The following is a 12,773-nucleotide window of genomic DNA, read 5'->3' on the forward strand; positions in this document are numbered from 1 at the left end:
GACAGGAAACCGGCATGATTATTAATCTATTATTTATCACAAAATGACAGCAATTGTTCATTTTAACGCAGGGATGTTCAATTACATACAAGATAAAATAAATTACATTTGACACCAGAAAAATTCAATTTTCCCATGAACAGACGTACTGTTATTGCATTGCCATTGGTTTGCCTGACACTTCACAGTTCCCTCGCAAGCCGGGCAGCAAATGTTTACCCCGCTACTGCAACTGTTACTGCCGCTATGCACATGGCTGATCAGGCCAAAGCGGCCAAAGTGATCACTTATGGTCAGGGCGTAGACCTGATCGTAAAAGCCCTGGGCCTCAACATTGATAACATCCGGTTTATCAAGGAGCCAAAGGCTACAGACTACTGTGAATTTGCTGATAACAAGGCATCTTACGCCCAGTCAGTGATCATCGCAGCGAACAACGGCATCACGCTGGACCGCAAACAGCGCTTCAATACGCCGATGACACGTGAGCAATTTGCACTGGCCCTGGAAGAAGCCATCGAGCATACCGGTCCGTATCCGATGAACATGATGTGGATCAACATCGGAGATGCCGCCGCTTTCGTGAACAAAGACAAAGCTAATAATGCCGTACAGGCGCTGGTTAAATTTGGCGTGGTAGCATTGGAGAGAGGCAACTTCCGCCCGAAAGCCAATGTGACACCGGCAGAAGCCAATGCGATGGTGGCTAAAGCCGCTAAATTTGTAAAAGAACACAAAGAACGCATGGAAGAACATCAACAACAGGGCCAGGTAACGGTAACGTCTACACCGGTAAATGCACAGGTAAACAGCGTGGTCCTCTCCAGAGGCAGCCAGCCTAACTCCGGCTATCAGATCGCCATCACTGGTATCGACTTTGCCGAAGGCACTGCTACCGTACGTTACAAGCTCACTAACCCTGAGCCGGGCAAAATGTACATGCAGATGATCACAGAGCCTAAAGCGGAAACTTTTGTGGGTAGCGCTTATAAAGTAGTATTACAACAGGATAAATAATTGCGTTGTGGGATTGGACCTATACCATTTAAAGCCTTGTGCGATGTCTGGTGACCCGACAAAGATCAGCTTTGCGCTGGACGAGGGGTTGGCAGATGCCCCGGCTGCATTTATGGAGAAGTATCAGCATTTGCTGGTGCGGATGGCCGTCCCGCCCGACATTTTTTCTATTTGTATTTTTGCCGGTGAGCAACAGGTCCATGTTTTCGAAAAATTATTCGGTAAACATGACGACTGCCGGTTGCTCACCGGTACTATGGAATCGCTGGCACCGGTCATCTGTCAGATAGAAAAGGAAAAACAATTGACAGACGCCAAACAAACGATAATGGATGGTAACGTGAACGATGACACGGGCACCTTTTCCTACCGGATGATCCAATACCGTACTGTTTACCCGGACCAGCAGTTGTTATGCTTTGAGCAACACGGTTATCAGCGCAAGCAGATGAACGTCCGGTTTTATGAAGATTTTACCAACGATAAATTATACTTCTCCCAAGCGGATGTTTTACGTGCATTTGAATATTTAGCACCCTGGAAAGAAGCGGGGAAAGAGACAGTCCGTAATTTTCAGCAAAACTTCATCGATAATTTTGAAGAAGGTACCAGCGTTTTCTTTCCCGGCTGGTAATGCCAATCTTACAGGAATAAGTCCGGCTGCAGTTTCCCGCCCGGCGTTACGGCGTAATGCGCCAGATCAGTAATCCCTTCTGCCTTTAATACTGCTTCGTCAATAAAGTTATTGCCCGTACAGGAAGCCGCTGGTTTGCCCAGCACATAGAACGCTGCATCCGCCATGATGTCCGGCTTGCGGCTTATTTTCATCAGGGCTTCGCCGCCGAGCAGGTTTTTAATAGCTGCCGTAGCGATGGTCGTTGCCGGCCACAATGAATTAGCGGCGATACCATAAGCTTTTAGTTCTTCTGCCCATCCCAGGGTGAGCATGCTCATATTGTATTTGCTGATGGTATAAGCCACGTGCGGCCCCAGCCAGTTGGGTGAGAGGTTCACCGGCGGCGACAAGGTGAGGATATGCGGGTTGTTGCCTTTTTTCAGATAGGGGATACAATGTTGTGTTACCAGAAAAGTGCCTCTTACATTGATGTCGTACATGAGGTCGAAACGTTTGGCCGGTGTTTGTTCGGTGTTGGTCAGCTGAATAGCGGAGGCGTTGTTGATGACCACATCGATGCCGCCGAATTTTTCGGCTGCCTGTTGCACGGCCTGTTGTATCTGTTCCTCATCGCGGATATCCACCTTAACGGGCAGGGCTTTACCGCCGGCTTTTTCTACTGCTTCCGCTACAGAAAAGATGGTGCCGCCAAGGCGGGGATCTTCTTCTGTGCTTTTGGCGGCGATAACGATGTTAGCGCCGGCGGCCGCGAGTCTCAGGGCAATGGCTTCACCGATGCCTCTGCTGGCGCCGGTGATAAAGATAGTGCGGTTTTGAAAGGTCATGTCAGGCTGCTTTTGTTGGGTGTAAGAAATATTTATGGCCGGATATTTTTACCGGCTTTGTATACGGTCACAATGTGACGGGTGTTTTTGATGTTTTTCTCCGGGCTGTCTGCCAGCACGAGCAGATCGGCCACCTGTCCGCGTGCGATAGTGCCGGTATTAGGCAGCTTCAGCACTTTGGCGGCATTGCGGGTGCCTACGCTGATAGCTTCCAGCGGGGTCAGTCCTGCCTGTACCATCAGTTCCAGTTCCAGGTGTTCGGAGAAGCCCTGCGTACGTATCGGCGTAGCGCCGGAGTCGGTGCCCATGGCTACGAAGATGCCTGCGCGGTATATCCGGTGCAGGTTGCGCAATGCTGTTTCGAAGGCGGCTTTGTTTTTGGCAAAAGCAGGGGAGTGCTCCAGTTGCTGCTTATATTCGGGGGATGTGATCATCTCATATACGCCCGGTTCCAGTGAGCGTTTGAAGAAATCGTCGTGTAGCCATTCAGGTTGGCGTGCGTAGATGTAGGCATATTCATCGAGAGACAGCGTAGGGACGTACACGATACCTTTTGCCTTCATGGTCTGCAACAGTTTATCGTCGATATCGCGGTCGCGGATGCTGTGGGCGAAAATATCGATGCCGGCATCTGCCAGCTGTTGCGCGTCGGCCGCATAATACAGATGGGAAGCGGCGCTGATGCCGTGCCGGTGTGCTTCGGTGATCACAGCCTTATACACCTCCGGTTCCATCTTTTTAAAACGGCCGCTGAAGTCATCCAGCCACATTTTCACCACATCGGGATGTAACTGCGCTACTTTGTCCATGGCCGGGGCCACATCGGCCGCCGTAGCGGGGCGGTTGACGAGGTCCATGCCAAACTCCAGCGGCGGCGCTCCATTGGGCACACCGAAGCCATACCCCGCGGAATGCAGGCGCGCACCGGGCAATAATCCGGTGGCCGATGAATCACGCAGTCCGCTTTCAAACAGCATGGGCCTGTCGGTGCCCATGGCCAGCACATGCAGCACACCGTAGCTGGCATATTGCTGCAGCTGCCGCAGTATATTTTCCCGGGTGTAGTTAACAGCATTGGTGGTGGTGCCTTTGAGGGTGCCTACATGCGTATGGACGCTGATCAGCGCGGGCATCACGGTTTTTCCCGTGAGGTCTACCACGGTGGCGCCAGGGGCTTTCAGGTGGTTGCCGACGGCGGCAATGGTATCTGCCTGCAACAGAATATCGGTATGCAGTTGCGGCCGTTGGCCGGTGCCATCTATGACGGTGGCATTTTTCAGTAGGGTGGTCTGCGCTGAAGCCATGGTGCCTGATAACAGGGCTGCTGCCATCAGCAGCGCAGAAAAGTTAGTTGTCATCCTCATTGTTTTTTTACGGATCTATCTTAAATATAACCCAGACTGTATAAACTACCATGTAAAATTTTGCAGGACATTTTACCTGTTTTGCAGAGAAACCTGCCGATATCACACAATACTGTTTGCCGGCGCGGGCTCAGCAGCTATTTTTGACCGGTAATCATTTTTTTATGGAATACTGCATTGAAGTGGCCGGTCTGGCCTATCAGTTTGGAGACAAAACACCTGTGCTGCAGGATATACAACTAAAGGTGCCGCAAGGGGCTATCTATGGTTTCCTCGGACCTAACGGTGCCGGCAAAACGACGACGCTGCGCCTGATCATCGGCCTGCTGCGCATGCAGACCGGCAGCGTGCAAATACTGGGACAGTCCTTCCGGCAGCACCGGCTGAACATCCTGCAACAGACAGGCTGCCTGATAGAAAGTCCCGCTATCTATGAACACCTGAGTGCGGCAGATAACCTACAGGTATTACAACGTGTCTATCGATGCCCGAAGTCCAATATCATGGAGGCATTGCAGACAGTGGGACTGGAAGCGGTGCATCACAAAAAAGCCGGACAGTTTTCATTGGGCATGAAACAGCGGCTGGCGCTGGCTATGGCAATATTGCACCGTCCGAGACTGTTGATACTGGACGAGCCTACCAATGGTCTGGACCCTAATGGTATCATAGAGATGCGGACGTTGCTGAAGAAAATCAACCGCGAGCAGGGCGTCAGCATCCTGATCTCCAGCCACCTGTTGCCCGAAATAGAGCGGCTGGCTACGCATGTGGGCATCATCAGCCGTGGACGGATGGTGTTCGAAGGCAGCCTGGAGCAGTTGGCAGGCCTGCGGCAGCAGGTGAGAGGCTACCTGCTGGATACGACAGACAACGCCGCGGCGCTGGAATTTTTATCGACACAGGAAATTCCCTTTGTTACCGACACTGACAGGATACAATTACCCGCATTGCCGGTAGCGGCGATCGTGGAACTGAACGGGCAGCTGGTGCAGCGTGGCATTGGCGTGTATGGTATTCAGCCGGTGAAAAATGATCTGGAAACAATTTTTATGGACCTTATTCAAGCATAAATCATGTTGGCATATTTCTATAGTGTTCAGAGTGAATGGCTCAAAAGAAAGCACAGCGCCGCCGTCTGGCTCACCCTTTTAGGCGGTATGTTTGTACCGTTGATCATATTGGGCGTTCGGTTTTATCATTTCGACCAGCTGGCGGGGCAAAACGCATCGGCCGACCTCTGGGAGCGGTTATACCGTTATGGCTGGCAATACATGGGTTTTTTACTGCTGCCTCTGGGATGTATTCTGGTAACGAGCCTGATCACACAGCAGGAAACACGCAGCAATGCCTGGAAGTTATTGCATGTAACACCACAACGGTTTACCACCATCTTTCTGGCCAAGCTGACGGTTATGCTGATACTCCTATTGTTCCTCTTTATACTGTTTAACATCAGTCTTTACCTCACGGGTGTGGTGCCTGCCTGGGTGATACGTGATGTGCCGTACCCCGTGGCCGCTTTCCCCTGGATGAAGTACCTGTCCGGCAGCGGGCAGTTCCTGTTGGGCTGCCTGCCGATCATCGCGTTGCAGTATCTGTTGGGATTGCGCTACCGGAATTTTATGTTGCCGCTGGGAATAGGATTGGGCTTGTATATTGCCTCTGCGATAGCCCTCTCCTGGAAGTATGCCTACACTATTCCTTATATTTATTGTATGATACTGGCCAATCAGAGGGTAATACCGTCTGGTATTTACATCATGTCGGCCGGCTATTTTGTGATGTTTGGGGTGTTGGCTTATATCCTGTATATCAGAAAAAAAGAGAAAGGATAATGATAAAGAAGATGACTGTTGTACTGTTTCATCTGGCGTATTGGATGATGTACTGCTTCCTGATTTTCCTCTTTATGGTAATCGTTACCAAAGGGGACCTCCGCTCCGTGAACCTGCTCGGTTCCGCGCCGGTGGCTATCTTTTGTTTTGTGCCTGCTTTTCTGGGTTTCTATAGTTTTTCTGGGTTGCTGTTTGGCCGTTATCTGCATCCCCAACGAATAGGAACGTTTTTGTTGGCAGGCGTCATCACCGTACTTTCCTGTGGTGCCGTTTCCCTTTTGCTGATGTGGCCCTACAGAGGATTTGCAACTCATTGGCAGCAGTTGGAGATGCTGCTGGTCATGGCCGCGCTGGCAGCCATTCATGGCATTATCGGATTAGTGCTGAAAGGCTTTATTAGTTGGTATAATGACATCAAGGTAAAAGAAGAACTCAACAGAAAAAATTATGAGACATCCATGGCATTGATCAAAGCGCAGATCAACCCACATTTTTTATTTAATACGATTAATAATATCGATGTGCTGATTTCTAAAGATGCAGGGAAAGCTTCCTTATATCTCAATAAACTATCGGGTATCATGCGGTTTATGTTGTATGAAACCAACGGGGAGATGATACCGCTGTCGCGGGAGATGACCTACATCGACCAGTATATAGAATTACAGCGTATCCGTTCATCCAACGACGGTTATATAACCTATGAAGTGGATGGAACGCCCGATAACCGTATGATTGCGCCGATGCTGTTTATTTCCTATATCGAAAATGCTTTTAAGCATGCAGAACATAAAAAAGCAGAAAATGCCATACAGATACGTTTGCACATAGCAAATGATCGGATGGTGTTTATGTGCCGCAACCTGTACAGCGTAGACGCACCGATGAAACAGGAACACAACGGGCTGGGCAATGAGCTGCTGCAAAAACGGTTACAGTTATTATATCCCGGCAGGCATGAGCTGGACATCACCCGGGAAAAGGGTGTTTATCAGGTAAACCTTATATTACACGACGCATGAAGATCAGTTGTATTATTGTAGAAGATGAGCCGTTGGCCATGGAGCGGGCGAAGGAGTACGTAGGGAAGCTGCCTTACCTGCATCTGCTGGAAACCTTTGATAATGGCGCCGATGCCATGGTATATCTGCGGCTGCATCCCGTACAGCTCATTTTGCTGGACATCAATATTCCCGGTATCTCCGGCATACAGCTGCTGGAAACAGCCAACACCCGCTGCGAAGTGGTGCTGATCACCGCCTATGAAAAATATGCCCTGAAAGGCTATGAGTTGAATGTGACCGACTATCTGCTGAAGCCGTATACGTTCGATCGTTTTGTGCAGGCGATGGACAAGGTGCAATATAATCTGCAGCGACAGGCCACCACCGCTCCGGATTACATCTTCATCAAAACTTCCTGGAGACTGGAAAAAGTAGCGCTGGAGGATATTTTGTATATAGAAGGTCGTCGTGATTACCGTAAAGTATATACGCAGCAGAAACAGATCATGACCCTGCAACCATTTGGCTGGTTCGAGCAGGAGCTGCCGCCACAGCAGATCTGCCGGGTACATAAATCCTATATGGTGGCCATTGCCAAAATAGACAGTATTGAAAAGGACGGTATTCTTATTGCCGGTATTACCATTCCCGTATCCGAGACCTACCGTAAACAGTTTTATGCGTTGATTACACGCGGCTGATTTTACGGTGGGCAAACCAATAAGGCACCACAAAAATTAATACAGCAGCGGCTATCCGGTACCTGTTTGTGTCTGGTTCATGGTTGGGTGAATATTGATACGAATCTATTCCGGTTATATTGTATATCCAGTGCCTGATTTCTATGGCATGTACGATGGCGCCGATACTGATTAATAACAGACAGGTAAACCAAACGGTGGTGTTACGTTTACGGGAGAACGCCAATACAGGGACTATCCCTAACAATAGCAGTGCCATTATCGTAACCATTGCACCATAATCCCTCTGGACAGGCTCTTCTCCGCCCATACCGGCGATTAATATCATTACAACGTTTAGAAAAATTGACAATCCCATCATTATTAACCCCAATATGGCAAAGGGGATATTGGCATTGTGAAGATAATAGGGCCGTATCCTTTTCAGAGCAGGTATGAAAACAGATGCGATCAGAAAAAGAAAGATGGAAACGATGCAGCCTTGCAGCAGATAGATAGTGGTATCCCAGACAAATATCATGGTATATAGGTTGTCCCCTAAAATAGGGAAAACGACTGAAATACTGCATCAGTCTTCTTTATGGCTGAGATGCCCGGTGAATGCTACGACGAGTGAGCCAGTGACAGAACAGGAAAAATACAAGGGCAATGGCCAGACGGTACCATTTTATAATGGGTTCTTCAGACTTAAAAGACCAGAACCGGCCCTCCCTCACGAACAGACCAGTCCAGTCTGTTATTGCATTAGCATGTGTGATCGCCCAGATGCTGACAACTAACAAACAGGTAAACCATACCCTGGTATTGCGTTTACGGGAAAAAGCCAAAATAGGTACTATGCCCAGTAATAGTAGGCCCACTAATACGAATTTTGCCCAATAGAAGAGGAGGTGGCCATTGGTCTCCGATACCAAAATGGTGTACAAATAAACTAAAATCCCCAGTGGCACCAGACCTATAATAGCAAAAGTAATATTGGCTACACGGAGATATGCCGGTCGTATATTTTTCAGCGAGGGGATATATACGGATACTATCAGAAAAAGCAGCAGTGAGATGGCACAGCCATCTATCAGGTAGGTAAGAATGTCCCAAACATTTTCCATGGGCTTATTGGTTACGGTGTAAAATACGAATAAAAAGGCGATGGGGTACCGTTATCCGGAAGTTTTACCAATTTTGCGCAAGGTTTGATAATAGCATCCGGCAAAGAATACAACGGTGGCGATAGTTATCTGTAGGTAGGGAAAATTAGCTGCCTGTTGTGCCGCTGCTGTATTGCCATTCTTCGCAGCATTCCATAAGAAAAGATATTCTATCACCTTTGTGACCAGCAGGGAAAACAATAACAGCCAGGTGAAACCCCTGTTCTCCGCCCGCTTCCCTAAAAGCGCCATCAGAGAGAGTATGCAGGGGAGTACTATCTCGAAAAGGAATACCGGAGGTGGAAAATAAAAGAGTATGTTGTTGGCATCAAATGGATTCGGAAGTATCAGAAACATGGTTATTATCTTCAATAGCGTAATGACGGCGACAGCGGTGTTGGCGGTCTTCAGGTAAGCCGGACGGATGGTCCTGAACGATTTCCAATATTCGCAGCCCGCAAAAAACAGCAGCATAGATAGTATATAACCAGATATCAGGTGATGGAGAAAGTTCCAGATGTATTCCATAGTTTTAGGCATAAGGTTGTTACTTTGCAAAAGTAAAGACAAATGGATATATGTTCCAATTGCCATCCAAACCAGTCATCGTAACACTCGAAATAGACCCTTCCGATATGGCACGGTTCAATGCCTTGCGGGAATTGTACTTCCCGGGCCATGCCAACTATCTGGAGGCGCATCTTACCTTGTTTTACCGCTTGCCCGGAATGGAAGCTACTATTCCGGAAACATTGCAACGATATAGTCGAAGAGCGCCGATTACCCTTGAAGTAAACGGTATCGTCAACTTTGGTACCGGGGTGGCCTATACGCTGTTTGCCCCGGCGCTGCAGGAGCTGCACCGGGATTTACAGGCAGCATTTGATCCCTGGCTGGTACGGCAGGACCGGCAGCCGCTTCGTCCGCACATTACCATACAAAACAAAGTCACCGCTTTTAAGGCAGCGCAACTGCATGCCCAATTGATGGAAACATTCACTCCTTTTAATATTACCGCTACCGGCTTTGGTACCTGGGCTTATCTGCGCGGCCCCTGGAAAGCGCTGGATAAATTTATCTTTCACGAATAGATCACGCGGACAACAGCGATATCATCAGCAGGTTTTAGTCCATGCAGATGCTCCAGGGTTTTCAGCTTACGGTCCAGCATGTCTTCGTATTCGTTGAAATGGAGGTCATGCAGGAGAAAGTCCATTGGATCTGTTTCGGTGTTCGCTGCGTCGTGGATGGGTTGAAATAGCATGATGCCGTCAGTGGCAATGCTGACATCATGGATATGCTCTACCAGTACTTTCTGATGGAGAGAATCGTACCAGGTGTTAAAGTTTTCATGAAGATGGAAACCGAGGTAGTCGGGTTTATTATCCTGATCAAATACAGTAACGGTGCCGTTTACACTGATTAGTCCATCGCCGATGGCGAGTATAAAGCCATTGTTTTGTTTTTTGTCAGCCAGAAACAGGATCAGTGTAGTGAGCAGGTCTTTTTGTTCGAGCAGTAGCTGGCTTTGCAATTGTTTCAGGTGATGCATCAATTCCGCCAGTATTTGCTTCAGTTGTTCTTCCAGTGAGGGGGTGGTAGCGCCGGGCCGGTACAGTTCCTGGTATCCTTGCGTAATACATATCTTCCGGAGTATACGGGCTACGAGCGTAGACACAAAATAGCTATCACGGGCCATCGTGCACCCGTCCATGACGGCCATCAGTGTTCTGTCAGTACCCGGGTTTTCGATCAGAAAATAGTCTTCGCAGTGGTTGAGGTGAAAGTCACCGATTTGAAGGGTGGAGTATATCTTCATATAGGGAAGCTGCGAAGATATTCAATTTCCCTCTTATAGTAGCCCAGGGCTTCAGCCCTGGGACGGAAATAAAAAAAACGCCTCCGGATGGGAGACGTTTTTTATGATGAAATAAATGTCTTTAATTATTGACGTGCAGCTTTTTTCTTCTTGGAGTGATCAACGATCGCGCCGGTACCTGCACCTACGCCTGCACCAATGATAGCGCCGATGGCGGCACCTTTCACGCGGTCAGGGTTTACGATCGCGCCGGTAATGGCGCCTGCGCCTGCACCTACCACTGCACCTTTAGCTGTGTGGCTCCAGCCTTTTTTCTTTTGTGGGGCAGGAGCGGGAGCGGGTGCCGCAGCTGGTGTATTGTCGGCAGCTACGGTGTTGGGCGCCGCGTAACTGTTACGTTCAGGCGATTCAATCCGCTGGCCTTTATGGGCTGCATGTTTGATAGTGTTGATAGAGTCGATTACCTGTTGTTTGGCTACGTTGATAGCATTGATGGAATCGATCGTCTCTTTTTTGGCCTTTTCAACGGCAGCCGCAGTATCTGTGCTGTTACTGTTACATGCGAAAAGTGTTACTACAGTGGCCAAGGCTAAAACTATCTGTTTCATGGTTCAAATTTTTTGAAAATTCTAGGTTTAACCAGCAGCCTGCGAAAATTATGCCATATGTATAAAATGACGTATAAAAATTTAGTTTTATGACAGCTATGGTTGTTGGATATTTAATATATGATTGACCGTTAGTCAGTTATCCGGGAAGAGTATGTTATGTTCCGGGGCAGCCGGCGGACAATCAGCCAGGCCACGAAGAGGTTGGGCACCCAGCAAAGCCATGCCACCACGCGATAGGCAATGATAAAATAATGCAGTTCATATACCAGCAGCGGGAGCCACAACCGGAGGGTGACCGCAGCGAGGCAGGCGGCGTAGCTGTAGATCATCAGTTGCTCATGTTGGGTGGTATTACCCTGACGGACCGTTGTATAGGCCAGCAGGGTAGTGGTGAACCATACGATAGCGAGACCGATAAATCCGGTTTGCGCGATAGGGCCGCCGGTGGCGGTGAAGCCGATGCAGAAGCCAGCCAGGCTGCTGACTATGGCGGCGATGACATATACTTTGCCCAGTTGCCGGTGCCACTGTACTTTCCGTTCCCGCAGCCTGCGGCTGAACTGTAGCCAGCCGGTCAACAGTGCTATTCCGCCGGGTATGATGTGGGCGTAAAAGCCGATGCGCCACAGGGTATTGCTCAGCAGTGCCGGTGGTTTGGAGCGCAGCAGCCCGAATTTTTCTCCCAAAATAAAATACAGGGAAGGGTAAAGGCCAACGATAATGGCCAGCAGCGATAAGAGTATCCAGGCAGAGATACGGAAATATTTTGCCGTGGCAGAAGGGGTGGTCATGAAGTCAGGGATTTAACTCCTATAAGTTGCGAATAAAATCCGGGATTAACAACGTCGATTTTGACCACGACAGGTTAACGGGCGGTTTCCTGCTTCCGGTTCATTTTCCGGTATATGCCCGGGGTAGTACCCCGGTATTTTTTGAACAGCCGGGAGAGGTAGCTCTCATCTGTAAACCCCAGTTCCTGCGCTATTTCCCGTACCCGCATATTGCTGTAGGAAAGGCGGATGTCTACCAGTTTCAGTTTGTAGCCGATGACATAATCCTGTATGCTTTCCCCTGTATGTTTTTTGAAGTATTCGCCGAGGTAATGCACAGACATGTTGAAGTGTGCCGCCAGTGCCGGCATGCGCAGCATTTCCGGCTGATAGATATGTTCCTGCAGGTAGCTGATCATGCGGAGGACGGAGAAGGGGCCGTTGTTTTCCTGTACATCGGGGGTTTCTGACATCAGGAGATTGCGGGCGATGAGATTGAGCAGGATGGAGATGGACTGACGGATGATCAGTTGGTAGCCTTTGCCATGCTGTTGATGTTCCCGGGCGATGCTTCCCAGCAGGGCCTGGGCAGTGGTTTCGTCTGCCGCGTCGCGGAAGATACAGCCGGCTTTCGTGTGATAGTTGTTAAAGATATAGTCCGTTTTTTTCATCCAGTCGCACAGCTCCAGCCGTTCAGCATCATCTTTTAATTGTGTGATAAAAAGCTGGGTAAAGCGAATAATAGTAAAAGCAGTGTGCCGCGCGATATCGCAGTGATAGCGGTCATCCGGGGTTATGAGGAATAGTTTGCCCGGGTGGTATTCATATCGATTGCCATTGATATGATAATGTCCGTTCCCTTCGCGGATATATACCAGCTGAAAGGTAGGCTGGGAGAGCCGTATGTTTTCCCAGGTATCTTTCTCTTCCAGTACGATGTCATATGGCTCGTGCAGCAGTTTGTTGAACATGTTGCAAAAGTACTGGCAAAACCTGTTAAAGTGCAATTTTTTATTGTACAAATAGGGTTTCCTTTGCAGCCA

At 48.9% G+C, this 12,773-nt stretch carries 16 protein-coding genes; 7 read left to right on the forward strand and 9 right to left on the reverse strand.

Features of this window, described 5'->3' with window-relative positions; genetic code table 11:
• Positions 1 to 135 precede the first annotated feature (135 nt).
• Together ICL55_RS01430 and ICL55_RS01435 are read left to right on the forward strand one after the other, a co-directional pair.
• Positions 136 to 1,017 carry a protease complex subunit PrcB family protein gene (locus tag ICL55_RS01430; RefSeq protein ID WP_188094260.1) on the forward strand — a complete coding sequence of 294 codons (882 nt, stop codon included), beginning with the start codon at positions 136 to 138 and terminating at the stop codon, positions 1,015 to 1,017.
• A 43-nt stretch (positions 1,018 to 1,060) separates the two neighbouring features.
• Positions 1,061 to 1,651, forward strand: a complete 591-nt coding sequence (locus ICL55_RS01435) for a hypothetical protein (RefSeq protein ID WP_188094261.1) — start codon at positions 1,061 to 1,063, stop codon at positions 1,649 to 1,651.
• 8 nt (positions 1,652 to 1,659) lie between these two features.
• Here ICL55_RS01435 and ICL55_RS01440 read toward each other — a convergent pair whose 3' ends face one another.
• The gene (locus ICL55_RS01440; RefSeq protein WP_188094262.1) at positions 1,660 to 2,478 is read right to left on the reverse strand and encodes an SDR family oxidoreductase; all 819 of its coding nucleotides are present in this window, start codon (positions 2,476 to 2,478) and stop codon (positions 1,660 to 1,662) included.
• A 32-nt stretch (positions 2,479 to 2,510) separates the two neighbouring features.
• The gene (locus ICL55_RS01445) at positions 2,511 to 3,836 is read right to left on the reverse strand and encodes an amidohydrolase family protein (RefSeq protein WP_188094263.1); all 1,326 of its coding nucleotides are present in this window, start codon (positions 3,834 to 3,836) and stop codon (positions 2,511 to 2,513) included.
• Positions 3,837 to 4,006: 170 nt separating this feature from the next.
• Between ICL55_RS01445 and ICL55_RS01450 the strand changes: the two genes are divergently transcribed.
• Genes ICL55_RS01450 through ICL55_RS01465 form a run of 4 tightly spaced genes read left to right on the forward strand, consistent with a single transcriptional unit; the run spans position 4,007 to position 7,385 of the window.
• Complete coding sequence (locus ICL55_RS01450; protein WP_188094264.1) at positions 4,007 to 4,915, forward strand: ABC transporter ATP-binding protein; 909 nt, start codon at positions 4,007 to 4,009, stop codon at positions 4,913 to 4,915.
• Between the two features lie 3 nt (positions 4,916 to 4,918).
• Positions 4,919 to 5,680: an ABC transporter permease gene (locus ICL55_RS01455; protein ID WP_188094265.1), complete on the forward strand. Its 762-nt coding sequence runs from the start codon at positions 4,919 to 4,921 to the stop codon at positions 5,678 to 5,680.
• Positions 5,680 to 6,702 (forward strand): sensor histidine kinase, encoded by a 1,023-nt coding sequence (locus ICL55_RS01460; protein ID WP_188094266.1) that lies wholly within the window; start codon positions 5,680 to 5,682, stop codon positions 6,700 to 6,702. The genes ICL55_RS01455 and ICL55_RS01460 overlap by 1 nt, the downstream gene beginning before the upstream one ends.
• Positions 6,699 to 7,385, forward strand: coding sequence for a LytR/AlgR family response regulator transcription factor (locus tag ICL55_RS01465; RefSeq protein WP_188094267.1), 687 nt, complete (start codon positions 6,699 to 6,701; stop codon positions 7,383 to 7,385). Before ICL55_RS01460 ends, ICL55_RS01465 begins: the two co-directional genes overlap by 4 nt.
• Here ICL55_RS01465 and ICL55_RS01470 read toward each other — a convergent pair.
• The 3 genes from ICL55_RS01470 to ICL55_RS01480 all read right to left on the reverse strand — a co-directional run bounded on the left by ICL55_RS01470 (position 7,372) and on the right by ICL55_RS01480 (position 9,070).
• Positions 7,372 to 7,644 carry a hypothetical protein gene (locus ICL55_RS01470; protein WP_188094268.1) on the reverse strand — a complete coding sequence of 91 codons (273 nt, stop codon included), beginning with the start codon at positions 7,642 to 7,644 and terminating at the stop codon, positions 7,372 to 7,374. The two genes, ICL55_RS01465 and ICL55_RS01470, sit on opposite strands and share 14 nt — an antisense overlap.
• A gap of 319 nt (positions 7,645 to 7,963) precedes the next feature.
• Positions 7,964 to 8,491, reverse strand: a complete 528-nt coding sequence (locus ICL55_RS01475) for a hypothetical protein (RefSeq protein WP_188094269.1) — start codon at positions 8,489 to 8,491, stop codon at positions 7,964 to 7,966.
• A 51-nt stretch (positions 8,492 to 8,542) separates the two neighbouring features.
• Positions 8,543 to 9,070 (reverse strand): hypothetical protein, encoded by a 528-nt coding sequence (locus ICL55_RS01480; RefSeq protein ID WP_188094270.1) that lies wholly within the window; start codon positions 9,068 to 9,070, stop codon positions 8,543 to 8,545.
• A 38-nt stretch (positions 9,071 to 9,108) separates the two neighbouring features.
• Here ICL55_RS01480 and ICL55_RS01485 point away from each other — a divergent pair, with 38 nt between their 5' ends.
• Entirely contained in the window at positions 9,109 to 9,621 is a 513-nt protein-coding gene (locus ICL55_RS01485) for a 2'-5' RNA ligase family protein (protein ID WP_188094271.1), read from the forward strand.
• Here the strand turns inward: ICL55_RS01485 and ICL55_RS01490 are convergent.
• The 4 genes from ICL55_RS01490 to ICL55_RS01505 all read right to left on the reverse strand — a co-directional run bounded on the left by ICL55_RS01490 (position 9,612) and on the right by ICL55_RS01505 (position 12,701).
• Complete coding sequence (locus tag ICL55_RS01490; RefSeq protein ID WP_188094272.1) at positions 9,612 to 10,349, reverse strand: protein phosphatase 2C domain-containing protein; 738 nt, start codon at positions 10,347 to 10,349, stop codon at positions 9,612 to 9,614. The genes ICL55_RS01485 and ICL55_RS01490 overlap by 10 nt on opposite strands.
• A gap of 125 nt (positions 10,350 to 10,474) precedes the next feature.
• Entirely contained in the window at positions 10,475 to 10,957 is a 483-nt protein-coding gene (locus ICL55_RS01495) for a YMGG-like glycine zipper-containing protein (protein ID WP_188094273.1), read from the reverse strand.
• 131 nt (positions 10,958 to 11,088) lie between these two features.
• Positions 11,089 to 11,751, reverse strand: coding sequence for a DUF2306 domain-containing protein (locus ICL55_RS01500; RefSeq protein ID WP_188094274.1), 663 nt, complete (start codon positions 11,749 to 11,751; stop codon positions 11,089 to 11,091).
• Between the two features lie 74 nt (positions 11,752 to 11,825).
• Positions 11,826 to 12,701, reverse strand: a complete 876-nt coding sequence (locus ICL55_RS01505; RefSeq protein WP_188094275.1) for an AraC family transcriptional regulator — start codon at positions 12,699 to 12,701, stop codon at positions 11,826 to 11,828.
• Positions 12,702 to 12,773 lie beyond the last annotated feature (72 nt).

This window comes from Chitinophaga varians (genome assembly GCF_014529945.1).
Classification (GTDB): Bacteria; Bacteroidota; Bacteroidia; order Chitinophagales; family Chitinophagaceae; genus Chitinophaga; species Chitinophaga varians.